At 60.5% G+C, this 25,090-nt stretch carries 16 protein-coding genes; 11 read left to right on the top strand and 5 right to left on the bottom strand.

From position 1 onward, the window contains the following. Positions 1-15: 15 nt before the first annotated feature. Together MU846_RS03820 and gshB are read right to left on the bottom strand one after the other, a co-directional pair. Positions 16-897, bottom strand: a complete 882-nt coding sequence (locus MU846_RS03820; protein WP_246948596.1) for an energy transducer TonB — start codon at positions 895-897, stop codon at positions 16-18. A 154-nt stretch (positions 898-1,051) separates the two neighbouring features. Then, positions 1,052-2,005, bottom strand: a complete 954-nt coding sequence (gshB, locus tag MU846_RS03815) for a glutathione synthase (RefSeq protein ID WP_246948594.1) — start codon at positions 2,003-2,005, stop codon at positions 1,052-1,054. Between the two features lie 233 nt (positions 2,006-2,238). Here gshB and pilG point away from each other — a divergent pair, with 233 nt between their 5' ends. From pilG to traF, 11 genes are all read left to right on the top strand, one after another. Continuing rightward, on the top strand, positions 2,239-2,622 hold the full coding sequence (gene pilG / locus MU846_RS03810) for a twitching motility response regulator PilG (protein WP_008734643.1): 384 nt from the start codon (positions 2,239-2,241) through the stop codon (positions 2,620-2,622). Positions 2,623-2,662: 40 nt separating this feature from the next. After that, entirely contained in the window at positions 2,663-3,031 is a 369-nt protein-coding gene (gene pilH / locus MU846_RS03805; protein WP_246948590.1) for a twitching motility response regulator PilH, read from the top strand. 23 nt (positions 3,032-3,054) lie between these two features. After that, positions 3,055-3,600, top strand: a complete 546-nt coding sequence (locus MU846_RS03800; RefSeq protein ID WP_246948588.1) for a chemotaxis protein CheW — start codon at positions 3,055-3,057, stop codon at positions 3,598-3,600. 188 nt (positions 3,601-3,788) lie between these two features. Further along, positions 3,789-5,810 carry a methyl-accepting chemotaxis protein gene (locus MU846_RS03795; protein WP_246948587.1) on the top strand — a complete coding sequence of 674 codons (2,022 nt, stop codon included), beginning with the start codon at positions 3,789-3,791 and terminating at the stop codon, positions 5,808-5,810. Between the two features lie 54 nt (positions 5,811-5,864). Continuing rightward, positions 5,865-6,746 carry a CheR family methyltransferase gene (locus MU846_RS03790; protein ID WP_246948586.1) on the top strand — a complete coding sequence of 294 codons (882 nt, stop codon included), beginning with the start codon at positions 5,865-5,867 and terminating at the stop codon, positions 6,744-6,746. 71 nt (positions 6,747-6,817) lie between these two features. Continuing rightward, positions 6,818-13,909 carry an Hpt domain-containing protein gene (locus tag MU846_RS03785; RefSeq protein ID WP_246948584.1) on the top strand — a complete coding sequence of 2,364 codons (7,092 nt, stop codon included), beginning with the start codon at positions 6,818-6,820 and terminating at the stop codon, positions 13,907-13,909. After that, the gene (locus tag MU846_RS03780; protein ID WP_246948581.1) at positions 13,906-14,925 is read left to right on the top strand and encodes a chemotaxis protein CheB; all 1,020 of its coding nucleotides are present in this window, start codon (positions 13,906-13,908) and stop codon (positions 14,923-14,925) included. The genes MU846_RS03785 and MU846_RS03780 overlap by 4 nt, the downstream gene beginning before the upstream one ends. A 65-nt stretch (positions 14,926-14,990) precedes the next feature. Beyond that, positions 14,991-15,446: a chemotaxis protein CheW gene (locus MU846_RS03775; RefSeq protein ID WP_246948580.1), complete on the top strand. Its 456-nt coding sequence runs from the start codon at positions 14,991-14,993 to the stop codon at positions 15,444-15,446. Continuing rightward, entirely contained in the window at positions 15,433-16,428 is a 996-nt protein-coding gene (locus MU846_RS03770; protein ID WP_246948578.1) for an MBL fold metallo-hydrolase, read from the top strand. The genes MU846_RS03775 and MU846_RS03770 overlap by 14 nt, the downstream gene beginning before the upstream one ends. Positions 16,429-16,449: 21 nt before the next feature. Then, the gene (locus tag MU846_RS03765; protein ID WP_246948576.1) at positions 16,450-17,442 is read left to right on the top strand and encodes a lysophospholipid acyltransferase family protein; all 993 of its coding nucleotides are present in this window, start codon (positions 16,450-16,452) and stop codon (positions 17,440-17,442) included. A 368-nt stretch (positions 17,443-17,810) separates the two neighbouring features. Continuing rightward, complete coding sequence (gene traF / locus MU846_RS03760) at positions 17,811-19,133, top strand: conjugal transfer protein TraF (protein ID WP_246948574.1); 1,323 nt, start codon at positions 17,811-17,813, stop codon at positions 19,131-19,133. A 185-nt stretch (positions 19,134-19,318) separates the two neighbouring features. On the opposite strand, the gene MU846_RS03755 is transcribed toward traF, so the two are convergent. The 3 genes from MU846_RS03755 to MU846_RS03745 form a co-directional block, all read right to left on the bottom strand. After that, a complete protein-coding gene (locus MU846_RS03755; RefSeq protein ID WP_246948572.1) occupies positions 19,319-20,038 on the bottom strand; it encodes a 16S rRNA (uracil(1498)-N(3))-methyltransferase in 720 nt (239 codons plus the stop codon). Positions 20,039-20,170: 132 nt separating this feature from the next. Further along, positions 20,171-21,523, bottom strand: a complete 1,353-nt coding sequence (locus MU846_RS03750; RefSeq protein ID WP_246948571.1) for an adenosylmethionine--8-amino-7-oxononanoate transaminase — start codon at positions 21,521-21,523, stop codon at positions 20,171-20,173. A 416-nt stretch (positions 21,524-21,939) separates the two neighbouring features. After that, positions 21,940-25,083 carry an efflux RND transporter permease subunit gene (locus MU846_RS03745; RefSeq protein ID WP_246948570.1) on the bottom strand — a complete coding sequence of 1,048 codons (3,144 nt, stop codon included), beginning with the start codon at positions 25,081-25,083 and terminating at the stop codon, positions 21,940-21,942. Positions 25,084-25,090 lie beyond the last annotated feature (7 nt).

Genomic DNA, 25,090 nt, shown 5'->3' with positions numbered 1-25,090 from the left:
GGGGTGCAAGCCGCCTCAGTGGCTGGAGACGATCTGCTGCGGATCAAAGCGCCAGGTGCGGATGATTTCCAGAATGTCGGCTTTTTCGCGCATTTCTGCGGTGAAAGGCGCGAACGGTGCCGCAAGGCGTACACTTTGCATGGCTGCCTGATCGAGAAAGCTGTGGCCGGAGGATTGCAGCACTTCGATGTCGTGCAGGCTGCCGTCGGCGCGCAGCGCCACCATCAGGCGCACGTTGCCGAATTTCTGCTCGGTGAGGGCGCGGCGCGGGAAATGCCGCGTGCCCAGCGCTTCCACCTCGCGCCGGAACGCGTCGATATAGGCGGCTTCGTAATGTGCCCGCGCTGAGACGGACGTGAGCCGATGAACGCGGGGCCGGCGCGCATAGGCCTGACGCTGGGTATCAAGCCGGGCTTGCAGGCTGGCAATTTCCTGGCTCAGCGCGGCAAGCGAATCCGTGGCGGCCACCGGCAGCGGCTGTGAAGGGGTTTCATCCTGTGGCTTGCGGGTGTTGGCCTTTTGCTCGGATTCGCCCTGCGTGGTCAGTACCAGCCGTTGGGGCTGGTAAGGGCGTTGCTCGGTAACGCTGGGCGCCTGGAGCTGCACGTGCTCGATCTTGCTGTCGGCAAAATCCGCCAGCTCGGTTGTGGTCAGCTCGGCGCGATCGGCCAGATCGCCGGAGCCTTCCTGATCGGCCTGGGCAAGAAAATCCGCATCGTCCACTGGCCGCTCGGCGCGGTGGCTGGCGATGGTGACTTCCAGTGTGGGGGCGGGCTGCGCCGGTGGCCTGGCCGCAAAGCCCAGGCCAAAGATGACCGTGGCATGCACGGCGACCGCCAGAAAAAGCGTAAAGCTCAAGCGATCAGCCGCGGTAGCGGGGCTCTGGGTCTGGCTCATGAAATGGGTCGTTCCGTCACAGCCTGATGCGCCAGCCTGAGCGGCGGCAGGATTGTTTTGCCCGCGAGTCTGCCGCCGGGCGGCGGGCTTGTCCATTCCCGGCGTCGCATTTTCAGGGTCTCGCGTGCGCCCTGCGCGGCAGTGTGGCGTTGGCTCAGCGGGTGGTTCTCAGCTCCAGCAAGGTATCGAACAGCTGCCCGGCGATATTGATATTGAAGATGTTGTCCAGCTCGCGGATGCAGGTGGGGCTGGTGACGTTGATTTCGGTGAGGTAGTCGCCGATCACATCCAGGCCGACGAAATAAAGCCCCTTGCGGCGCAGCGTCGGGCCGACCTGATCACAGATCCAGCGGTCGCGGTCGGTCAGCTCGCGGCCTTCGCCGGTGCCGCCGGCAGCCAGATTGCCGCGCAGCTCGCCCTCGCGGGGAATACGCGCCAGCGCATAGGGCACGGGCTCGCCGTTGATCATCAGGATGCGCTTGTCGCCACGGGTGATCTCGGGAATATAGCGCTGCACCATGATGGGGGTCTTGCCCTCGTGGGTCAGCACCTCGATGACCACGGAGATGTTCGGGCTGTCGCGCTGCACCCGGAAAATATTGCTGCCGCCCATGCCATCCAGCGGCTTCATGACGGTGTCACCATATTCCTGTACGAATTGCCGCAACAGATCGGCGCGACTGGTGACCAAGGTCGGCGCGCAGCATTGCGGAAACTCGGTGGCGAACAGCTTTTCATTGCAGTCGCGCACGGCGCCGGGGCGGTTGACCACCATCACCCCTTCGCGCTCGGCTTTTTCCAGCAAGTAAGTGGCGTAGAGGTATTCATTGTTGAACGGGGGGTCCTGGCGCATCAGCACGATGTCCAGATCGGCAAGATCGAGGTTGCGGGCCTCGCCCAGGGTGAACCAGTTTTCCAGCTGGTCGACCACGGACAGCGGCTGGGCGACACCCCAGGTGCGCCCGTCACGCACGTACAGATCGCCCGGCTCCATATATAGCACCGACCAGTTCCGCCGTTGCGCCTCCAGCAGCATGGAAAAGGTGCTGTCTTTCCACGGTTTGATGTGCGAGATGGGATCCATGACGACCCCGAGAGTGATAGACATGCGGTGCTCCCCTCAGGCTGGCCGGCACATGGTAGCAATGCCGGGGCCGCTCCGCCATGAGAGCATTTTCTCAATGCTGGCGGGGCCTTATGGATTGAATGTTGAAACTGTGTTAAAACCCTCCGCAAGGCAAGGAGAAGTGGGTAGCTCCGCCTGTCTGCAAAATAAAAGGCAAAAAAATACAATAACTTGTTCAAGCCCTCCATCTCGGTTTACGGCTAAAGGCAGTTTCCATGACTGATAATTTTCAGGATCTCAAGGTAATGGTGATCGACGATTCGAAAACGATCCGTCGCACCGCGGAAACGCTGTTGCAGAAGGCTGGTTGCACAGTGATCACGGCAACCGACGGCTTTGACGCACTGGCCAAGATCGCTGACACCAAACCCAATATCATCTTTGTCGATATCATGATGCCGCGTCTGGATGGCTATCAGACCTGCGCCTTGATCAAGAACAACAGCGCGTTCAAGGATACCCCGGTTATCATGCTCTCCAGCAAGGATGGCCTGTTCGACAAGGCCAAGGGGCGCATCGTGGGGTCGGACGAGTACCTGACCAAGCCGTTTTCCAAAGAAGAGCTGCTTGGCGCGATCCGCGAATATATGGCTAACTAGCCGGCACGCAAGGCAGCCGGTAGCGCAGCAAGAGGACATTATGGCACGCATTCTGATCGTGGATGACTCTCCCACCGAGACATACAAGTTCCGGGAGATTCTGGAAAAGCACGGGCATGAGGTGCTTGAGGCCGCAAACGGCGCTGATGGGGTCGCGGTGGCGCGTGCCGAGCGGCCCGATCTGGTGCTGATGGATGTGGTGATGCCGGGCCTGAACGGCTTTCAGGCCACGCGGCAGCTGACCAAGGGTGCCGATACGGCGGATATCCCGATTGTCATCGTCACCACCAAGGATCAGGAAACCGATCGCGTCTGGGGCAAGCGCCAGGGCGCCAGGGATTATCTGACCAAGCCGGTGGACGAATCAGTGTTGATCAGCACCGTCAATCGGCTGCTCGCCGCAGGGTGAGCGACGAGACGGGGGGAGCGAAGATGAGCGCCGCTTCGGCAGCCTACATCAAGCTGGCGGAATACTATGCGCGCTGCCGCGACAAGGCAGCCGAGCTGCCACTGCAGGAAGATCTGGTTCAGTACTGGAGCGGCATCGGCTTTACGCTGGATGGCGTGCGCTATGTCGCGCCCCTGGATGAAGTCTCCGAGATTCTCAAGGTGCCCGCTTATACGCGGGTGCCCGGCGTGCTCAGCTGGATGAAAGGCGTGGCCAACGTGCGTGGCCGGCTGATGACGGTGATGGATCTGACGGGTTTTCTGAACAAGTCGCCGACCATGCAGGAGCGCCGGCGGCGGCTCCTGGTGATCGACGAAGGCGATCTCTATACCGGCCTGACAGTAGACGAAGTGCTGGGGATGCAGCACTTTCCGGTGGATGGTTATCTTGATGAAGCCCCGGAGCTGGATGACGCGGTACGGCCCTATGCACGGGGCGCATACCAACGAGATGATGAATGCTGGGCGGTACTGAGCCTGTACCGGCTGGCGGATGACCCGCGCTTCTTGCAGGTGGCGAGCACCGGCTAGGCGGCACGGGGCATCAAGGGGAAACAGAATACGTGTAGTGCCGAGCCTGGCCGTGTGGCCGGGCGCTTGTGTTGCTGGTGGGGTCTGGCAGCGCGGTGAGGCAGGCAATAGCACGATTGGTGGGGGCCGCCAGGGCACCTTCGGGCAACAAACACAATGAGCGAAAAGCCAGGCCGGGAGCCAACAATATGAAGTTCAATTCGGGAGAACTGTTCGCCAGATTGCGTGGTGGCGCCGGCAGCACACCGGGGCTGCTGCTGTCGCTGGGGGCGGCCGCCGCAGTGGTGGCAGCGATCTTCACCTTCGTTCTGCTGGCGGTACAGGCCGGCCAGTCGAAGGAGAACGTCACCACCGCTTCCGAAATGCGGGTGGTGTCCCAGCAGATCGCAAAAAGTGCGCTGGAGGCCGCAGCGGGTAACGCGGAGGCGTTCTCGTTGCTGGCGGCGGCCCGAAACGAATTTCAGCAAGCCTGGGATCAGGTCAAGGATGTGGAGAGCGCAGATGGCGCCCTGCGCGAGCGGCTGGATCGCACCTGGCGTGATGTGAGCCGCAACGCTTCCCAGATTCTTAACGGTGAAGACACTGTGCTCGATCTCCACGAAGTGGCCGATACTCTGGCGCAGACCATCCCGGCGTTGCAGGCAGAGTACGAGAGCGTGGTCGAGATTCTCATTGCTCGCGGCGTCGGTGCGGATCAGGTAGCGCACGCCCAGCGGCAGTCCTGGCTGGCGGAGCGGATCGTGCGTTCCATCGCCCGCGTGCTGGATGGTGGCGATGGCTCGGTAGTGGCCGCGGATGCGTTCGGCCGTGATGCGGCGATGTTCGGCCGCGTGCTGAATGGCATGATCGAAGGCGATGCTGCCCAAGGCATTCAGCGCATCACCGACCCGGATGCGCTCGACTATTTAGCCGAGATTTCCGATCTGTTCGATGAATTTGTCAACCAGTCCGTGGACGAGATTCTGGAGACTGCACCGGAGCTGTTCCAGGTGCGCGCCGCTGCCGACAATATTTTCCTGCGCACCCAGGATCTGCTGGCCGAAGCCACCGCCCTGAACGATGCGTTCGAGCGTTCCACCGCCGGGCTGTTTCCGTCGGTGCCACTCGGGCTGGGCTTTTCACTTGCTGCCTTGCTGATGGCGGGCAGCCTGCTGTTCTTGCGCGCTCGTGACGGCCGCGTTCAACGTGGTGAGCTGGAGGCAGAAAACCAGCGTAACCAGGCGGCTATTCTGCGTCTGCTCGATGAGTTGGGCGATCTCGCTGATGGTGACCTGACGGTGCAGGCTACCGTAACGGAAGACTTTACCGGCGCCATTGCCGACTCCATCAACTACTCCATCGACCAGCTGCGCTCGCTGGTACAGACTATTAACCAGACAGCGGTGCAGGTGGCGTCCGCGGCGCAGGAAACGCAGTCTACCGCGATGCATCTGGCGGAAGCGTCCGAGCACCAGGCGCAGGAAATTGCCGGTGCCTCGGCGGCGGTGAACGAAATGGCCGTCTCCATTGACCAGGTATCAGCCAACGCAGCCGAATCCGCAGCGGTAGCGGAGCGTGCGGTAGCCATCGCCAACAAGGGCGCCGAGGTGGTGCAGGCCACCATCCATGGCATGGATACCATTCGTGAGCAGATTCAGGAAACGTCGAAGCGGATCAAGCGGCTGGGGGAATCTTCCCAGGAGATTGGCGATATCGTTTCGCTGATTAATGATATTGCCGATCAGACCAATATTCTGGCACTTAACGCGGCCATTCAGGCGTCCATGGCGGGCGAGGCCGGCCGGGGTTTTGCGGTGGTTGCCGACGAAGTACAGCGCCTTGCAGAACGATCCGCCGCTGCAACCAAGCAGATTGAAACACTGGTAAAAACCATTCAGACCGACACCAACGAAGCGGTCATCTCGATGGAGCACACCACTGCCGAAGTGGTCAAAGGGGCACGCCTGGCGCAGGACGCTGGTGTGGCACTGGAAGAGATCGAGTCCGTATCGAAAAACCTTGCGGATCTGATCCAGAACATTTCCAACGCGGCGCGCCAGCAGGCGGCGTCCGCTGGCCACATCTCCAATACCATGAACGTGATCCAGGAAATTACCTCGCAGACGTCGGCGGGCACCACCGCCACCGCACGGTCGATTGGTAACCTGGCCGAAATGGCGCAGGCGATGCGTAATTCAGTGGCGGGTTTCCGCCTGCCCGAACACAGTTGAGCTGGTTGACGGCCTGCCAGAGCGGGCCGTCAGTGCAGTGCTGGAGACGGGGCCATGACACCGAGCTATGCAGTGACAGACGGTTGGTCGATACGCACAACGCCGAGCATGAGCTCAGAGCATTTCGAACTCTGGCAGGCGCTGCTGGAAGAGCGTACCGGCATGACACTCAGCCCGGAGCGCAAGACTTTCCTTGAAAGCAGCCTGTCAGTGCGCATGCGCGAGCTGGGCCTGGATGATTACGAACATTATTACGAGCAGCTGGTAGCGGGCTCCACGCAGGGGAAGGCGATGGAGTGGTCGGTGCTGGTGGATCGGCTGACCGTGCAGGAAACCAGTTTCTTCCGGCATCCCGGCTCTTTTGCATTGGTTGAAGAAGTGGTGCAGCGCTTTATTGCCGACAACCCGCCGAAGGCATCGCTGGATGTGTGGAGCGTGGGGTGCTCGACCGGCGAAGAACCCTATTCCCTGGCGATGCTGATCAGTGAGCAGTTCCAGGCGCAAAATTCTTCAGATTATTTCAGCATCACGGCCACCGATATCAGCCTGCCGACGCTTGCCAAGGCGCGTAAGGGCATCTATAGCGCACGCAAGGTGGAGCGGATAGATCCGCAATTGCGCGCCCGCTATTTTGAACAGCTGAACGAGCGCGAATATCAGGTAGTGCCGGCGCTGCGCGACCGCATCTGTTTTGCGCGCTTGAACGTGCTGGATCTGCATCAGGCACCGATCCGCGACATGGATATTATTTATTGCCAGAACATGCTGATTTATTTCCGGCGCTGGCGAAAGCGGCAAATTGTCACACGCCTGGCGGAGCGGCTGGCGCCAGGAGGGGTGCTTGTTTTGGGGGCGGGTGAAATCACGGACTGGCATCACCCGGAGCTGGAGCGTGTGCATTTTTCTGATGCTCTGGCGTTCCGGCGGCACAAGTAGAACAAACAGCGCCGGCAGTGTCGGGCAGCGCGAGGCGCCCGGCCGCAGGCATGACTACCGCAGGAGCTTTCATGGCGGACCGGCACGATTATCTGGCTCTGGACTGGGTCAAAGGTGAAATCCAGGAAACCCTGAATCAGGCGCAGCAGGCGCTGGAAGCCTTCGTGGAAAACCCCGAGGATTCTGCGCGCATGCGTTTTTGCCAGACCTATCTGCACCAGGTCTACGGCACCCTGCAAATGGTGGAGTTTTACGGCGCGGCGCTGCTCGCCGAGGAAATGGAAAAGCTGGCCGAGGCGTTACTGGACGACCGTGTTGGTGCCGCTCGTATGCAGGATGCGCAGGAAACGCTGATGCGGGCAATTTTGCAGTTGCCCCCCTATCTGGAACGCATTCAGTCAAGCCGCCGTGATCTGCCGTTGGTGCTGTTGCCGCTGCTCAACGATTTGCGTGCGGCGCGTGGCGATAATCTGCTCTCGGAAACCTCCCTGTTCAAACCTGATCTGGCAGGCGCTGCCAGCGGAGGCGCACCAGCGCCTGCCATGGCTGATCCTGCATTTCCGGCGTTGATGAAGAAAATCCGCCAGACTTATCAGGTGGCGCTGCTGGGTGTACTGCGCGGGCAAAAACTTGCCGAAAGCCTGGGTTATATGGGCAAGATTTTTGCGCGTCTTGACCAGGCCAGTGGTGAAGCGCCCCATGCCGGGCTATGGCAGGCTGCTGGCGCCCTGGTCGACGGGATAGCGGCCGGGGATATCGAAGTCGGTGTGTCGGTCAAACAGGTGTTGGGCCAGCTTGATCGTGTATTGCGGGATCTTGCCGCCAGCGGCGCGGCGTTGCTGGCCACGCCCCCGGCCACCGATCTGCTCAAGAATCTGCTGTATTACGTTGCCCGAAGTAACGCCGATAGCCCCGGCATTCGTCGTTTGCGCGAGCGTTTCCGGCTGGATGAAGCATTGCCATCGGACGAGTTGGTGAATGAAGAGCGAGCGCGCATGGGTGGGCCGGATCAGGCTGCCATGGGTTCGGTGGTGCAAGCGCTCTCTGAAGAGTTGAGCAAAGTGAAGGCGGCGCTTGAGCAGTTTGCCCAGCTGGAAAGCGCAGAGCCCGAAGCATTACAGGCGCAGAGCCAGACGCTGAAACAGGTTGCCGATACCATCGCCGTGCTGGGCCTGGGGCAGCCGCGCAAACTGATCGAACAACAGCAGGCGGCGCTGTTGGAAATGGCGGCCGGCAATACCGCAGTATCGGCAGAGGCGCTGATGGAAGTGGCCGGCGCGCTATTGTACGTAGAGGCCACGCTGGCGGGCGTGTCGGACGACCGACGTGCTCGCACCGGGCAGCTTCATCAAGTGCCGGATCATGTGGGCAAAGCCCGTGAGGCTGTGGTGCGAGAATGCCGTGCCGGGCTTGAAGAAGCCAAAGACGGTATCGTCGAATTCATTGCTTCCCAGTGGGATCAGAGCCATCTGGCGGCGGTGCCGTCGCGGCTCGATGCGGTGCGGGGCGGGTTGCAGCTGATCCAGCTGGATCGGCCAGCGCTGGTGCTGCGGCAATGTGTCGCCTATGTGAGCGAACAACTGATCGGTGCCGAGGCTGCGCAACCCGACTGGCGCAGCATGGATACCCTGGCTGATGCCATTACCAGTGTCGAATACTATCTGGAACGGCTGACGGACGATCCGGATACCAGCGACGATATTCTATTGCTGGCGCGAGATTCGGTGGCAGCGCTTGGGTATCCCCTTGCGGATGACGAGTTCGGCCTTGCGGTGGCGGTGGAAGAGCACGCCGCGATCCAGCAGAGTACTGACGTTGCCCCCCAGACTGAAGAGATTGAAAGCGCTGTTGCCAGCGAAGAGCCGGCGCCAACTGAAACAGAACTCACGCCCGTTGATGCAGCTTTATCGGACACAGCGCCGGCCCACGCCGACACCATCGAAGCACTGGAAGCCCTGAGCGGCGGCGACCATTTCGAGATAAGCGCGGACGACAGCGAGCTGGCACCCGTGGCGGCGGCAGCACCGGCACCGCACGACGATGACCTGATCGACCAGGAGATCATCGACATCTTCGTGGAAGAGGCAGGCGAAGTGCTGGATGCACTGAATCTTTATTTCCCGCGCTGGGCCGCGGACCAGAATGATGAGGAAGCGCTGGTGGAATTCCGGCGCGCCTTCCACACCCTGAAAGGCTCCGGCCGGATGGTGGGCGCGCACACCATTGGCGAGCTGGCCTGGGCTATCGAAAACATGATGAACAGGGTGATTGATAACAGCGTCACCGCCACGCCCATGCTCATCGACCTGGTGCGCGCCGTGCATGGCCTGGTGCCAGAGCTGGTGAATGCCTTTGCCAACGGCCAGCCTGATCCCTGCGATGTTACCCCGCTGCGCGAAGCAGCCGAGACGCTGGCTGCTGGCGGCGAGCTGGCTGCGATCCCGAGCCCCGGCGACATCGGCACAGTGGTGGCGGAGCCGGCCTTGCAGCATGACCCGGCCCCGGCCGAGACGCCGGCACCCGAGGCTACCGAAGGTGACGAGACGGCGGCGTGGCTGATCGACGAAGCGCAGTCCGACGCCTCCATGATGTTGCAGGATGTGGAAGAGATCGTCTTTCAGGCGCCCCCGCAATGGCCGGAGGAGGGCGATGTCGAAGAACTGACCTTGTCGCTGCCCGGCGAAGCCGGCGCCGCGCTGCCTACAGAGGAAGAACCGGCGTCGACGTTCCCGGCTGAGCCGGTCGCGAGCGAGTCAATACCGGACGAGCACCGAGCAGACTCGGCATCGCTGGACAAACCGGCAGCAGACGAGCCGGCATCGCAGCTGCTAGCGGAAGCAGACAGCCCGAGCGTACCGGCGCTGCCTGCCGATGAGGTGGACCCGGTGCTGCTGGATATTTTCCGCAATGAGGCGGCAGCGAACCTAGCCCTGATTCGCGACTGGCTGCACAGCCTGGACAACGACTTTTCCGAACACCCGATGCACGACAGCGTGCATCGCGCCTTGCACACCCTGAAGGGCAGTGCGCGTATGGCGGAAATCGAAGCTGTGGCACAAGTGGCGGAGCCGGCGGAAAAATTCATCAAGGACATGATCAACGGCAACGCGCTGGCCAATCGCGACATCACCGCCTTGCTGGAAGACGTGCTGGCCGTCATCAGCGCCGGGCTGTCGCAGCCGCATCCCGACATGCCGCCGCTGCCGGGTAGCGAAGCGCTGCTGGCGCGCATTGCCATGGCCCATGATACGTTGAGCCATGCGGACGAACGCAGCGATCAGCACATTCTGTCGGTATTTCTTTCCGAAGGTATGGATCTGATCGTCGATGCGGATCAGCTACTGGAACAGTGGCTACGCAGCGAACAGGATACGGCCGAGCTGGTGCCGCTGCGCGATGAGCTGGCGCTGCTCGGCGGCAGCGCCGCTACCGCCGGGCTGATGGAAATCAGCGTGCTGGCCGCCGCGCTAGCGGATGGCTATTCGGCGATTATCGATTACCGGCTGCGCTGCGACGATCATTTTGTCGAGCTTGCCGAGCAGGCTCACGAAGCGCTGATGACCATGATGGATTTTCTGGCTGCCGGGCAAACCATACGGCCGACGCCGGAACTGGTGCAGGCACTGCGCGATCTGCTTGACGACAGCCCCGCGCCGGCACGCGCAGACAGCACAGACAGCGTAGCCAGCGCAGGCTTGGATAGCACAGGCATGGATAGCGCCAGCGAAACTCTGGCGAATGCTTATGAAAGCGATGCCGACCCGGAACTGATCGCGCTGTTTCTGGAAGAGGCCGTCGATATTCTCGCTTCCGTGAGCGACAGCCTGGATGCCTGGGAGCAGGGCGGCGATGTGACCGCGGTGGCCGTGTTGCAGCGCGAGCTGCACACGCTCAAGGGCGGCGCGGGCATGGCCGGCGTGAGAGCCGTTGTCGATCTCGCCCATGAGCTGGAATATCTGTACGAAGGTGTGGTGCAGGGCCGCCTGGCCGGCAGTGCGCCGCTATTCACCTTGTTGCACCAATGCCACGACCGCCTGGCAGATATGCTGGATGCGCTGGGCGAGCAGCAGCCTGTGCTGCCGGCACCGGATCTGGTTGCGGCGGTGCAGCACTTTCTTGCCACGGGCCAGCTTGCCACTGACCAGGCTGGGCACGCAGTGGAAACCGGAACACAAGCACCTGAGGCGCAAGAGCGGCCAGCGGTAACGAATGAGCCGACGCCGCCCGCCGACACCCCGGCGCATGACGCTTTCCCCAGCGCGGCTTTTGCTGACGACTCGCTCGCCAGCCCCGCACATAGCGCGCCTGAGCGCGACCAGGAGCTGGTGGATATCTTTCTTGAGGAAGCCGACGAGATTCTGGAGTCGGTAGCCGCTCGCCTGGACGCCTGGATGAAGGCGCCGGATAACCTCATCGAAGTGCAATCCTTGCAGCGCGATTTGCATACCCTCAAGGGTGGTGCACGCATGGCCGAGCTGGTGGAGCTGGGTGATCTTGGTCACGAGTTGGAAAACCTGTACGAAGGGCTGGCGCAGGGCAGCCTGAAAGCCGAGCCGGTGCTGTTCGAGTTGCTGCATCGTTGCCATGATCGCCTGGCCTTCATGCTTGAAGCCGTTCGCCGCAACGAAGCCGTTATGCCGGCCAGCGAGTTGCTGGCAGCGATTGCGCACTACATCGCTGACCCAGCCGGCTTCAGCTTGCCGGCAGAGCCGGGCACCGCCCTGCGTGTGCCCAGCGCGCCCCAGGCGCCGGCACCTGTACAGCTTGATGGCGCGCAAGTGGCGACAGAAGATCTGATCGCCGCCGATGCCGATATCGAAATTCTTCAGATTTTCATTGATGAATCCGCCGAGCTTTGCGAGCTGATCGATGAACATATCGGTGCCTGGCGGGAGACGCCCGGCAGCCTCACTCATGCTGACGAGATCAAGCGTGCCCTGCACACTCTCAAGGGCGGTGCGCGACTGGCCGGCCTGAAGGCGCTCGGCGATACCAGCCATGATTTCGAGCAATATCTGCTTGATAACGTGCGCCGTAATCAACAGCCGGATGCCGGCATTTTCCAGGCGCTGCAAACGTGGCAGGAACGTATCAGCACGCTGCTGGATGCCATCCGCGCCGCCGTGCCGCGCCCGCCGATCCGCACCAATTTGCCAGCCGGGGCTGACAACACGGAAGCAGCGCCGGCTGTGAGCGGCGGTGCGCTGGCCGTGGAGCCGGCGCCGCAAGCAGATGCGCGAGTGCGCAGAGAGGAGCGGCAGCGGCGGCAACAGCAGCCGCAGGAAATGGTGCGTGTGGCCTCCGAGCTGCTCGAAGCGCTGGTCAATCTGGCCGGTGAAACCAGTATCAACCGTGGCCGGGTGGAGCAGGGGCTGTCGGAGTTTTCTGCCCACGTGGAGGAGATGGGCCACACCGTCGAGCGACTTTATGAACAGCTGCGCCGGCTGGATGCGGAAACCGAAGCACAGATTCTCTCCAACTATAAGCAAGGCGTGGAAACCGGGCAGTACAACGAAGACTTTGATCCCCTGGAGATGGATCAATATTCCGAGCTGCATCAGATTACCAAGCAGCTCTCGGAGTCCGCTTCCGACTTGCTCGATCTGAAATCCACACTGCTGGATCGTACCAAGGATACGGAAACGCTGTTACTGCAACAGGCGCGCATCAATACCGAGCTTCAGGAAAAACTGATGCGCACCCGGATGGTGCCGTTTGCACGTCTGGTGCCGCGCTTGCGGCGTGTGGTGCGGCAGGTTTCCGGTGAGCTGGGCAAGCGCGTCGAGTTTGACGTGATCAACCCCGAAGGGGAGTTGGATCGCACCTTGCTGGAGCGGGTGGTGGCACCGCTTGAGCACATGCTGCGTAACGCCGTGGATCACGGGATTGAAATGCCCGATATCCGCACCGGCACCGGCAAGCAGCCCTCCGGCCGTATCACACTTGAGCTTGGTCGTGAAGGTGGCGAAGTGGTGCTGGTGCTCTCCGATGATGGCAAAGGCATCGACACCAACGCGGTAAGAACCAAGGCGATCGAGCGCGGCCTGATTGATGCAGGCACTGATCTGTCGGATCAGGAAATCCAGCAGTTTATTTTCAACGCCGGCTTTTCTACTGCGGCAAAAGTGACACAGGTTTCCGGCCGTGGCGTGGGGATGGATGTCGTGGCGTCCGAGATCAAGCAGATGGGCGGCTCGGTAACCATCGAGTCACAGTCGGGGCAGGGCACGCGCTTTGTGATCCGGCTGCCCTTCACGCTGGCCATGAACCGCGCCCTGATGGTGCGCGTGGGCGAGGACAGCTATGCCATACCGCTGAACCAGATTGAAGGGATCGTGCGGATCAGCCCCTATGAGCTTGAGGCGTACTTTGAAACGAGCACCATGCCGTTTACCTACGCCGGGCAGCAATATGATTTCGAATATCTCGGCAACTTTGTGCACGGTGTGCTCAAGCCGAATCTGGATAACCAGGTGATGCCGATGCCAGTGCTGTTGATTCGCTCGTCCGAGCACACCGTGGCGGTGCTGGTGGATGCGCTGGTGGGTTCGCGGGAAGTCGTGGTGAAATCTGTCGGGCCACAGCTGGCAACCGTGGCGGGCATCAGTGGTGCCACCATCCTCGGTGACGGGTCGGTGGTTATCATTCTCGACATTCATTCGCTGATCCGTGCCGCGCACATGCAGCGCCAGCACCAGGCGGTGGAAGTGCGCCGAGCGGCACAGCTGGAGCAACACAAGCAGCGTGAGGAAGCGGAGCGTGAACGTGCGGCACGGGTGCCGGTGGTGATGGTAACGGACGATTCGGTAACCGTGCGCAAGGTGACCACGCGGCTGCTGGAGCGTAATGGCTACGAGGTGATTACGGCAAAGGATGGCATGGATGCCATTGCCATGCTGGAAGAGCAACGGCCTGATCTGATGCTGCTGGATATCGAGATGCCGCGCATGGATGGTTTCGAGGTGGCGATGCATGTGCGGCACGACAACCGGCTGGAAGATGTGCCCATTATCATGATTACCTCGCGAACAGGAGAAAAGCATCGCGACCGCGCCTTCGATATCGGTGTCAATGCTTATATGGGCAAGCCGTTCCAGGAAAACGAACTGCTCGCGACCATTGCCGAGTTGTTGGCGCAGGCCCGTGATACGGCAGACACATGACGCCGCGTAATCCACGCATCGGTGTGATTGCCGATACCAGCCTGCAATGTCACTTGCTGGCATCTGCCGTGCGCGGCCAGGGCTATGAGGTTGTGCTGGCGACGGCACCGGACAATCTGGAGGCAGGCTGGCTGGAGCAGAAGCCGGATGCCTGGCTGGTAGATCTGGCGCAGGAAGATCGCTGGCAGGTATTTCTGGACATGCTGCTGGAGCAGGCCACCACACCGATCCTGTTCTGTGATTCTCAGGCGCCGGCACGCATTGCGCCAGAATATCCCCGCTGGGAGCGGCGCCTGCTGGGCAAGCTGCTGGAAGTGGTGGGCCAGCCGATGATCCGCGAAGAGCTGGCGGCCTTGCCTGCGCGCGCCAAGCCGGCACGGCCGATCCAGGCACCGGCGGAATTTCAGGCGGTGCCCCGTGGTGATGCCCCCGAGCGGGTATGGGTGCTCGGTGCTTCGCTCGGTGGCCCGGCGGCTGTGAAGCTGTTTCTGGATTGCCTGCCGCCTGAGCTGCCGGTCGCGTTTTTTCTCGCCCAGCATATTGACGGGGCTTTTCTGGATACGCTGGCCAAGGTGCTATGCCGCGACAACAGCTTTCAGTGCCAGGTCGGCCATGATGGCAGCGCGCTGCGCCATGGTACGGTACTGATCGCGCCGGTGGATTATGCGGTAACCTTCACCGGCACAGGGCGCGTATGCTCGCTGGGCAAACCCTGGGAGGGGCCATATTCACCCTCCATTGACCAGACGATGCAGAATATCAGCCTCACGTTTGGTGCCCGAGCGGGCGCCATTCTGTTTTCCGGCATGGGTGTGGACGGCAGCGTCGGCGTGCCGCAGCTGGCTGCCCGAGGCGCCCCGGTGTGGGCGCAAACCGCGGAAAGCTGCGCGGTCAGCAGTCAGCCGGATGCGGCACGGGAAACCGGGTGTGTCAGTTTCAATGGCGGCCCGGAAGCCCTTGCACGGCAACTGGTGGAAAGTGTCAGGCAGGAGTTGCGCAGCGCGGCGCTTACGTGAGCGGTTTGCTGCCTGAACGGATCAACCACGGCCTGGCGGGCCATTGATGATAAGCAGGAGTGGACATGGCCGAGTTGCCAACCGAAATTACCAGTCTGCTGATCCCGATGCAGGGCCGCCCCTGGCTGCTGCCGAACATCATTCTGGCCGAGGTGCTGCCGTTGCGTCAGCCGGATCGGCCGGGGCATGGCTCGGAGTGGTTACTGGGCTGGCTCAACTGGCGCGATGTGGATCTGCCGTTGCTATCTTTCGAGCGCTTGAATGAGTCCGGGCAGGTGGTGATCGGTGAAGAGGCTCGTATCGCGGTACTCAACAGTATCACTGGCAAGACCGGCTTCTACGCCGTTATCGTGCAGGGCATCCCGCGCCAGGTGCGGGTGAACAGCGACGATCTTATCGAGGAGCCGGTAGAAACCGGCCCGGCCGAAGCCATGTATATTCAGCTGGGCGGTGATCTGGCCGTGATTCCCGATCTGGATGCCATCGAACAGGCCGTGGCGGGCCTTCATGGCCGGAGTTGATCGCCAGCGTCTGGCCGAGCTTGCTCAGGCGCAGACGCTGCACAAGGGGCGCTACTACAATCTTGATCGCATCCCGGCGCATGGCTGGCGTGATTTTCTGCGCTGGCAGCGGGATACGCGAGGGCGCTTTCCCCCCGGGCAACGTTTCCCGGTGCAGGCTCCTGACAACGCATTGCTGCAAGGCCCGGCGCCCGAGCCGCGCCTGACGTGGATCGGTCATTCGAGTTTTTTGTTTCAGTACCGCCAGACCAGCCTGCTCACCGATCCGGTTTTTTCCGAACGTGCCAGCCCGCTACAGTGGCTCGGCCCCAAGCGGCACACGCCCCCGGCGCTCACAGTGGCCGAGTTGCCACCGATAGATACCGTGCTGATCTCCCACAATCACTACGACCACCTGGATCGTGCCAGTGTGGACGCGCTGCATCAGCGTTTTGGCGAGCGCATCACCTGGTACGTGCCGGACGGCGTCGCCGAGTGGTTTAAGCGGCGGGGCCTTCATAATGTTGTTGAACGGCGCTGGTGGGAAAGTGCCGGCCATGCCGCCGGCGAAGCGTTCTTTGTGCCCGCGCAGCATTTCAGCGGTCGCCGCCACAATGATCACAACTGCTCGCTTTGGGGCGGCTGGGTCATTGATATAAACGGCTTTCGTCTATATTTTGCGGGCGACACCGGTTACGGCAGTTGTTTTGCCGAAATAGGCCGGGTGTTTCCCGATATTGATCTTGCTTTGCTGCCAATCGGCGCCTATGCGCCGCGCTGGTTCATGGGGCCGGTTCACGTCGATCCGGCCGAGGCAGTGCAGATTCATCGGGATATTGGTGCCAGGCGCTCGGTAGCGATGCACTGGGGCACTTTTGTACTTACCGACGAGCCGATGGATGAACCGCCCGTTGCCCTGCGGGACGCGCTGGCCAGGCAAGGGCTGGCGCCATCGAGCTTTATTGTCATGCAGCATGGCGAAACCTTCTTCGCCCGCTCCTGAACCCTGCAGATTGAAAACGCCATGGCGAAGACTTCTGACACACCAAAAAAGCCCGAAAGACAGCGCTGGTTGCCGATCACACTGCGGCTTCTCGGCAGCTTGCCATTGGGGCTGGTGACACGCTTCGGTGCGACCGCCGCGTGGTTGATAAGCTGGCTGCCGCTACCGCTTGCGGGTGCTTACCGTGTGGTGCTGGTGAATACGTTGTTGTGCTACCCGCAGCTCAGTTACCGGCAGGCTGCACGTCGTGCTCGCGCTGCGCTGCGAGAGACCGGGCGTACTCTGGCGGAGTTCAGTCACGTCTGGACGCGGCCGCCACAGGAAACATTGAGCCGCATTCGCTCAGTGCGTGGCATGGAGGCATTGCGTGCCGCCTACGCCAGTGATCGGCCTGTGCTGTTGCTGACCTTGCATCAGTCCAGCTGGGAATTGCCGAACCTGCTGCTTGGGCCCGAAGGGCCAATGACGGTGTTTTACCAGAGCAGCGGCAATTCTGCGTTTAACCGGATCGTGACCGGGGCACGTGAAAGCACCGGCAGTACTTTGGTGCGTGCCGATGCACGGGGCATCAAGGCAGCCGTTGCGGCAATGGCGCGCGGCGAAGCCGTAGCCATTCTTGTGGACCATACGCCGCACGGTGGCAACAACCCCTGGGTGCCGCTGTTCGGCCACCCGGTGCGCACCTCCAGCCTGCCGCACAAACTTATCCGACGTTACCGGCCGCATGTGTTTTTTGTCGGTTGCCATCGGCGCAACGGGCCGAACGATATCGAGGTGTATATCGAGCCCGCGCCCGAGGCCATTCATGCCGCTGACGAACAGGCATGCCTTGCTGCCATGAACGATACCCTGGCGATGTTGATTTCCCGCTACCCGGAACAGTATCACTGGGTTTATAAACGCCTGCGCCATAGCCACGGTGCCAAACGACGATTCTACCGGCGCGATGTGGTGCCTTATCTGCGTGAGGCTCGCGCCCGAAATGGCACACTCGATATCAATCAGTTGCCTTGAGCCACACCGCCCCGGCACTGGTTTTGTATGCCGGTGTCACCGGGGCGATACCACTACCCGGATAACAAGCAGGTATATTGTTTCCCTCCACGAGCCTTTCCCCAGGCTGGCTAATCCTATTGGTGCTTGAGATATCACCTGGTGCGCTTTTGGGGGCATTAAAAAAATAATTAAATTTCGCAGGTGCGACGCAAAGATAATATAAGTTATCCCCCATTCGGGGGTTGCCTTTCTTTGCTCTGCCCGAGGTGAAGACGACAAGGCCGCCTCTGATCCTGTTTAATTGAAAATCAGTTGTTTATCTGAATTTTCCTCCTTTATACTGCTGTCGCTTTTTTGGGGGCACGTTATTCTTTTGGGGGAAGACGATGACACGTTCGATCGTGGCGCTTGCCATTATGATGGTTTCAGTTTCTGCGCTTGCATTGCCGGGAGAAACAGGGAAAGGGCCAAACCTGAGCTACGGCAGCAACGTCCATGGCCTCAACCTGCACAGCGTATCGAATAATCCGGCGCAAGGAATTTATGTGCTGGGTGACGAAAGCCGCTTGCGTATGGGGCGAGCCGGATCATTCGGTCTGGGATATGAAATGGGCGAGGTGGATAATTTTCTCGACCGCCTCGACGATATCCTGGATGCGCTGGAGCGCGACGACATTAGCGTAGGCGAAGGTATCGGGCTCGCCGATGAAATGAACGATGTGCTGGCCCTGATGGGGCGGGACGGCTACGCCAGAATCAATATAGGCCTGCAGGTACCCTTGACGCCGATCGCCCTGCGTACTGCCGCTGGCGTATTCAGTGTTTCCATCGAAGCGGATGCGGAAGTGCGCGCCAGCGTGTTGAACGACACGGTGAGTTACGATGCCGGCAATCAGGAGCTGGACACGCGCTCCTCGCTTTATCTGAAATCAGGCAGGCTGGCTCAGGTGCGCCTGGGTTGGGCGCGTGAAATGTGGCGTGCCGACAATCAGTCACTGGTGGCGGGCGCACGGCTGAATATCATCAATGGCGCCTTCAGCAAGCAGGTCATCGAGCTGAAAACCGCCGCGACAAACCCAGATGATGACGATATCAGCGATATTATTTCCGATCAGTACGATACCAATGAAAAGAAAAGCACCCAGGCGAGTGTCGATCTTGGTGTGAGCTACCAGATCGACAATTGGCGTGGCGGGCTGACACTGAAGAACATCAACGAGCCTGAATTCGATTATGGTGCGCTCGATAATAGTGGCGGCAGCAATTGCGCAGCCCTGCCGGGCGGCTCTGCCGAATATGCCAACTGCATGGCGGCGAATCATTTCGCTGCGGACGGCCGTCTCCAGGCGCGGGAAAAATGGGTGCTGGAACGGCAAGCGACCCTTGATGGCAGCTACAGCTTTGCCAGCGGGCGTGGACTGCTGGGCTTCAGCTACGATCTGGACGGGGCCAGTACGCCGACAGGTGATGAACAGCAAATGCTCTCGGTAGTGGCGGCGTATCAGGCCGACAGTGTCTGGCTGCCGGGCGTGCGCGCAGGCTACCACAGCAACCGGAAAGGCAGCCAGCTCTCCAGCATCAGCGTCGGGCTGACCTGGTTCAACCGGCTGACGATGGATGTGTTGATGGGCACGGAAGATACCAAGATTGACGGCAGCAGTGTGCCGCGCACGGCGGCGTTCAGCCTGGGTTGGCAATCGCGCTTCTGATCGGTGCGGGCTGACGGTGCGCAATCGGGAAAGGGCGCAGCACAACTGGCAAAACCAGCGGGGCGATGCGAGTCAATTAGTGTTGCTTATGGGCGCCCAAGGGCGCGGGCGCAGCTCCGCGCCCTTGTTCTGGTTCATCATCGATTCCGTGCCGCCTTCCCCGGCTACAGCGATGAACCTTTTTGTTACGACGATATCCGTGCCCATAGCGCTGCGAGCAACGCCACCGGTGCGGTTTCGGCACGCAGTATGCGGTTGCCCAGTGCAAAACTGACGAACCCTTGCTCCGTTGCGGCGCTGATCTCCGCTTCGGAAAAACCGCCTTCCGGCCCCGTGAGCAGGATGATATCGGCAACACCATGGCAAGCGTCGGCGGGTAAGGGGTTCTCGCCCGGATGCGCGATCAGCTTCAGACCGGCATCAGCGGTTGGCAGCCAGTCCGCCAAAGGTTGCGGCGCCAGCACGATGGGCACAAGATTCATGCCGCACTGTTCGCAGGCACTGATCACGACCTGTTGCCAATGCCGCAGTTTCTTTTCCAGCCTTTCGCCATCAAGGCGCACATCGGTGCGCTCCGTATTCAACAGCTGAAACTGGTGAGCGCCCAGCTCGGTGGCTTTCTGCAACGCATAATCCATGCGCTCACCCTTGATCAGCGGCAGCGCCACCGTTACCGGGCGTGGCGGGAGGCGGTTTTCCGAGTCAAATGATGCGGGTAAAACAGTCACCGCCTTGCGGCTCAAAGCCGTTATCTGTGCCTGCCAGGCGCCACCCTCGCCATTGAAAACCTGTAGCTGATCGCCTTCCTTCATGCGCAGCACGCGGCTGATATGGTGGCTGGCGTCTTCACCGAGCGTGGCGGGCTGCCCTTTAGTAAAAAGCTGTGGATCAAAGAAGCGGCGCATGGGACTCCTGGTTCGTCTACTGTTTTTAGAGCTATGACTTTTCTCGGGCTTTTCTTACACTTTCCCGAGCCTTTCTTCAGAGATTTCCACGGCGCTCACGGTGTCGGCAGCCCTGCGTACCATGGCTCTGTTCTAATCTTGCGTGGCGAGGTTGATGCCCTGCCAGGCCACCTCCGCAAGATGGTCAATCTGCTCGGGCGTAATGATATAGGGCGGCATAAAATAAGTGACATTACCTAGCGGCCGCAACAGCGCCTGATTTTTCAATGCGTGCTCATACACGCGCATGCCGCGTCGCTCGCGCCAGTCGTAGGGTTCGCGGCTGGCCTTGTCGCGCACCATTTCCACCGCAGCGATCATCCCGGTCTGGCGCACTTCGGCTACATGGGGGTGATCCTTGAAGCGCTCAAGTGCCTGCGCCATATGCGTGGAAAGAGCGCGATTCTTTTCTATCAGGTTGTCGGATTCGATGATATCCAGCGTCGCGATCGCGGCGGCACAGGCCAGCGGGTTGCCGGTAAAACTGTGAGAGTGCAGAAAGGCCCGCAAGGTCTGGTAATCATCATAAAAGGCGTCGTAGATCTCATTACTGGTGAGCACGGCACATAGCGGCAGGTAGCCGCCTGTGAGCGCTTTCGACAGCGCCATGAAATCTGGTGTGATACCCGCCTGCTCGCAGGCAAAGAGTGTGCCGGTACGGCCAAAGCCAACGGCAATTTCATCGGCAATAAGATGTACCTGATATTTGTCACAGGCTTCGCGCAGCAGTTTGAGGTAAACCGGGTGATACATGCGCATACCGCCTGCGCACTGCACCAACGGCTCCACGATCACGCCGCATATCTCCTCATGGTGCTCGGCGAGTATTTTTTTCATTTCCAGAAACTGGCGGCGGGAAAAATCCTCCCACGATTCGCCGGCCTCGCGGTGGTAGCAATCGGGGCTGGGCGCGGTGAAGACATCCATCAGCAACGGCTTGTAGGTGGATTTGTACAGCGCGACATCGCCCACCGCGAGGGCTGCAAGGGTTTCGCCGTGATAGCTGTTGCCCAAGGTGACAAAACGCTGCTTCTTCGGGCGGCCCTTGTTCTGCCAGTAGTGAAAGCTCATCTTCAGCGTCACTTCGATCCCGGACGAGCCGTTGTCGGCAAGGAAAACCCGATCCAGACCTGGCGGCGTCAGCGCGACCAGCCGCTCGGACAGCGCTACCACCGGCTCGTGGGAAAAGCCGGCGAGAATCACATGCTCCAGTTTGTCGAGCTGGTCGTGCACGGCCTGATTGATGCGAGGGTTGCAGTGGCCGAGGATATTCACCCACCAGGAGCTGATCGCGTCGATATAGCGGTTGCCGTCGAAATCTTCCAGCCAGACGCCGCTGCCACGGCGAATCGGAATCAGCGGCAGTTGTTCGTGATCTTTCATCTGTGTGCAAGGGTGCCAGAGCACACTCAGATCCCGTGCCATGATCTCGCTGTTACTACTCATCTTCAGCTCTCCTTATTCGTCTGCCTCAAGGGTACCTGCGGGTCCTGGGGGCGGCTAGTGGGTACACCTGAGTGCCGCTGCCGATGGCGCAGAAAAGGTTCATCGTTGAAGGCCGGGGAAGGTGGCGCCGATCTGAGAAAATATGCCTGCTCGCAATAGCGTATGCCGGGGTTTGCTCATCGCGATGGTGTTTTTGGTGTGCATCGACCATGCAGCTGTTAAACGGATATCGGCAACCGTATAGCTGGCTCAGCCGGCCAGTCTCTCTATCGTTTTCCTGTTCGCATAGATCGCTCCAACGTCCATGCAATCCGGCTTAGGAGTACGAATCCGCTGATAACGGCTTCACGGAAATCGATGGTGAACCTGAAAAAAAGCCCCGCTTGAAGCGGGGCTGGTGGTTGTTGCAAGTTGATTCAATGGGCCGGTGCTTTCGCGCTGAGGTTGTCGGCGTCATGGCCATGATCGCGGCCGAGATAGAGATAAATGGCCGGTACGACAAACAAGGTGAACAGCGTGCCTAGCGTCATGCCGCTGGCGATCACGAAGCCCATGGCAAAGCGGGCGCCGCCGCCGGGGCCGGTGGCGATCAGCAGAGGCACCATGGCCAGCACCAGGGCGGCGGTGGTCATCAGCACCGGGCGCAGGCGGATCGAGGTGGCCTCCTCGATGGCAGCGCGCTTGGCCAGCCCTTGCTCCTGCAATTTGTTGGCAAATTCCACGATCAGAATACCGTGCTTGGAGATCACACCGATCAGCGTTACCAGGCCCACCTGCGTGTAGATATTCATGGTCGCAGTGTGCCAGAGCAGGCCGTTGATTTGCGCGATGGTGCTGGCGATGTTCAGCACTGCCATGCACAGCAATGCGCCGCAAATCGACATGGGCACAGATACCAGCATGATGAGTGGGTCGCGCCAGGATTCGAATTGCGCCGAGAGCACCAGGTAGATGATGATCAGTGCAAAGAAGAACGTCAGCATCAGTTGCGATCCTTCGGTCTTGAACTGCCGCGATTGCCCGGTGTAATCCACACGATAGCCCTGTGGGAGCACTTCCGCCGCAGCTTGCTCCAGCACTTGCAGTGACTCGCCGAGCGATACGCCAGGGCGGGGCACGGCAGAGATGGTGATGGCGTTCATCTGCTGGAAGCGATTGAGCGCTTGAGGCTGCACGGTGTCCTTGAGCGTGGCGATGGTCGATAGCGGCACCAGTTCGCCGTCGCGGGTGCGGGTGTAGTAATCAAGTAGCTGTTCCGGGTTCAGGCGGTCGCTGCGCTGTACCTGCGGGATCACTTTATAAGAGCGGTTTTCCAGCGAGAAGCGATTTGAATAACCCCCCGCCAGCATGGCGGAAAGATCCATGCCCACGGAGCGCATATCAATACCAAGCGCGGCGGCTTTTTCCCGATCGATCAGAATTTCCGTGCGCGGCTTGTTCAGACGCAAGTTGGTTTTCAGGAAAATGAACTTCCGGCTCTCGTAGGCTTTTGCCACGATCTGCTCGATCAGCTCGGCTGCGCTGGAGACCGGCTGCGTGGTGCCGACGACGAACTCGACCGGGAAGCCACCGCCGCCACCGGAAGGCAGAGGTGGAGGTTGCAGGGCCACCAGCTCCAGCCCCGGTATTTCACCGACAATGCCTTGCACGCTGTGCTCAAGCACCGCACGGGTGGAGCGATCCCGGTCCTGCCAGGTTTTCAGCACCATGCCGATAAAGCCATCGGTGACAGAGCCCGAGCCGGCACCGCTCATGCCGTTGAGCATGAATACCTTGTCCATTTCCGGCAGCGCTTGTGCTTTTTCACGCAGCAGGCTGGTATTACTCTCGAAGTATTCCAGCGTCGTGTACGGATCTGATTCGGCTATTGCAAGAATAAAGCCCTGATCTTCGTTCGGTGCCAGCTCGGCCGGAGTGTTGTTGAACAGAAAGTAGCAGGAGCCCATCGCCACCAGGCCGAAGATCAGAATGACGATTTTGTCATCAAGCATTCGATGCAGGGTGTTGCGATAGGACAGGCGCAGCGTGTCGAAGCGTTGATCGAGCCAGTGGGCCAGGCCCTTCTCGCTCGCGGCGGCATCGCGGGGCTTGAGCAGTTTCGCGCACAGCATCGGCGAGAGGGTCAGCGCAACGATACCGGAAAGCAGCACCGAGCCGGCCAGCGTGAAGGCGAATTCGACAAACAATGTGCCCGTGAGGCCGCCGATGAAACCGATGGGCAGGTAAACGGCCACGAGGGTGGTGGTCATGGCGACGACGGGCCAGGCCAGCTCGCGTGCGCCCTTGATGGCGGCATCAAACGGCGACATGCCGTCTTCCACGTGCCGATGGATATTTTCCAGCACGATGATCGCATCATCTACCACGATGCCGATGGCGAGCACCATTGCCAGCAACGTCAGCAGGTTGATCGAGAAACCCATCAGCAACATCAGGAACAGCGCCCCGACCATGGAGATCGGCACGGCGATCATGGGCACGGCAACGGAACGGATGGAGCCGAGGAAACCGAATATCACCAGCACCACGATCAGCAATGCCTCGATGATGGTCTTGACCACCTCGTTGATGGAATCCTGAATGTATTCGGTGGAATCGTAGGGCACATCGGCCGACAGCCCTTCCGGCAGCTCGGGCAGAATGTCGTTGTCCCATACCACGCGTACATCCCGGATCACATCCAGTGCGTTGGCATCCGGCGCGACTTCGATGCCGATAAAAGTGGCGGCCTGATCGCCGAAGCTGACGGAGGAGGCGTAGCTCTCTGCGCCAAGCTCCACATCGGCCACATCACGCAGGCGCGTGATGGCGCCGCCGCTTTCGCGTACGATCAGCTGCTCGAATTCGGCAACTGTTTGCAGATCGGTTTCGGCGGTCAGATCAATGCTCACCAGGGCGCCCTTGGTGGCGCCCACCGCTGAGAGCACGTTGTTTGCCTGCAATGCGCGATACACATCGGCGGATGTTACGCCCAGCGCGGTCATGCGCGCCGGATCAAGCCAGATGCGCATGGCAAAGGTGCGGCCGCCAAGGATTTCGGCACGCTGCACGCCGGGCACGGTAGACAGCAACGGCTCGACCACCCGCACCAGATAATCGGTGATCTGGTTGTTATCCAGAATATCGCTGTAAAAGGCGAGATACATAGCTGCGGTGGTATCACCGACGGTCATGTCGATCACCGGGTCTTCCGATTCCTCTGGCAGCTCGCCGCGCATTTTATTGACCTTGGCAGCAATCTGGCTCAGGGCGGCGTTCTTGTCGGCATCCAGAGTAAGAAATGCCTGAATGACCGATACACCGCCGGTGCTGGTCGAGGTGATGTAATTGATGCCCTCGGCAGTGGCGATTTCACGTTCCAGCGGCGTTGTGATAAAGCCCTGGATGAGATCGGCATCGGCGCCGACGTAGACAGTGGTGACGGTGACCACTGCGTCCTGTAGCTCCGGGTACTGGCGGACGTTCAGCTCCGTTGCGGCCCGCAGGCCAAGCAGGAAGATGAACAGGCTCACTACCCAGGCGAGTACAGGTTTCCGTATGAATAAATCGGTGAATTTCATTTATTCA

Origin of the sequence: Alcanivorax quisquiliarum (assembly GCF_023051175.1) — a bacterium.
Taxonomy (GTDB): domain Bacteria; phylum Pseudomonadota; class Gammaproteobacteria; order Pseudomonadales; family Alcanivoracaceae; genus Isoalcanivorax; species Isoalcanivorax quisquiliarum.
Note: the sequence above shows the minus strand (reverse complement) of the source record. Positions and strands in the feature narration are given on the sequence as shown.

What these genes read in the sequence shown, in the direction of transcription:
- MU846_RS03820 (WP_246948596.1), bottom strand. Translation starts at nt 897, where the DNA reads ATGAGCCAGACCCAGAGCCCCGCTACCGCGGCTGATCGCTTGAGCTTT.
- gshB (WP_246948594.1), bottom strand. Translation starts at nt 2,005, where the DNA reads ATGTCTATCACTCTCGGGGTCGTCATGGATCCCATCTCGCACATCAAA.
- pilG (WP_008734643.1), top strand. Translation starts at nt 2,239, where the DNA reads ATGACTGATAATTTTCAGGATCTCAAGGTAATGGTGATCGACGATTCG.
- pilH (WP_246948590.1), top strand. Translation starts at nt 2,663, where the DNA reads ATGGCACGCATTCTGATCGTGGATGACTCTCCCACCGAGACATACAAG.
- MU846_RS03800 (WP_246948588.1), top strand. Translation starts at nt 3,055, where the DNA reads ATGAGCGCCGCTTCGGCAGCCTACATCAAGCTGGCGGAATACTATGCG.
- MU846_RS03795 (WP_246948587.1), top strand. Translation starts at nt 3,789, where the DNA reads ATGAAGTTCAATTCGGGAGAACTGTTCGCCAGATTGCGTGGTGGCGCC.
- MU846_RS03790 (WP_246948586.1), top strand. Translation starts at nt 5,865, where the DNA reads ATGACACCGAGCTATGCAGTGACAGACGGTTGGTCGATACGCACAACG.
- MU846_RS03785 (WP_246948584.1), top strand. Translation starts at nt 6,818, where the DNA reads ATGGCGGACCGGCACGATTATCTGGCTCTGGACTGGGTCAAAGGTGAA.
- MU846_RS03780 (WP_246948581.1), top strand. Translation starts at nt 13,906, where the DNA reads ATGACGCCGCGTAATCCACGCATCGGTGTGATTGCCGATACCAGCCTG.
- MU846_RS03775 (WP_246948580.1), top strand. Translation starts at nt 14,991, where the DNA reads ATGGCCGAGTTGCCAACCGAAATTACCAGTCTGCTGATCCCGATGCAG.
- MU846_RS03770 (WP_246948578.1), top strand. Translation starts at nt 15,433, where the DNA reads ATGGCCGGAGTTGATCGCCAGCGTCTGGCCGAGCTTGCTCAGGCGCAG.
- MU846_RS03765 (WP_246948576.1), top strand. Translation starts at nt 16,450, where the DNA reads ATGGCGAAGACTTCTGACACACCAAAAAAGCCCGAAAGACAGCGCTGG.
- traF (WP_246948574.1), top strand. Translation starts at nt 17,811, where the DNA reads ATGACACGTTCGATCGTGGCGCTTGCCATTATGATGGTTTCAGTTTCT.
- MU846_RS03755 (WP_246948572.1), bottom strand. Translation starts at nt 20,038, where the DNA reads ATGCGCCGCTTCTTTGATCCACAGCTTTTTACTAAAGGGCAGCCCGCC.
- MU846_RS03750 (WP_246948571.1), bottom strand. Translation starts at nt 21,523, where the DNA reads ATGAGTAGTAACAGCGAGATCATGGCACGGGATCTGAGTGTGCTCTGG.
- MU846_RS03745 (WP_246948570.1), bottom strand. Translation starts at nt 25,083, where the DNA reads ATGAAATTCACCGATTTATTCATACGGAAACCTGTACTCGCCTGGGTA.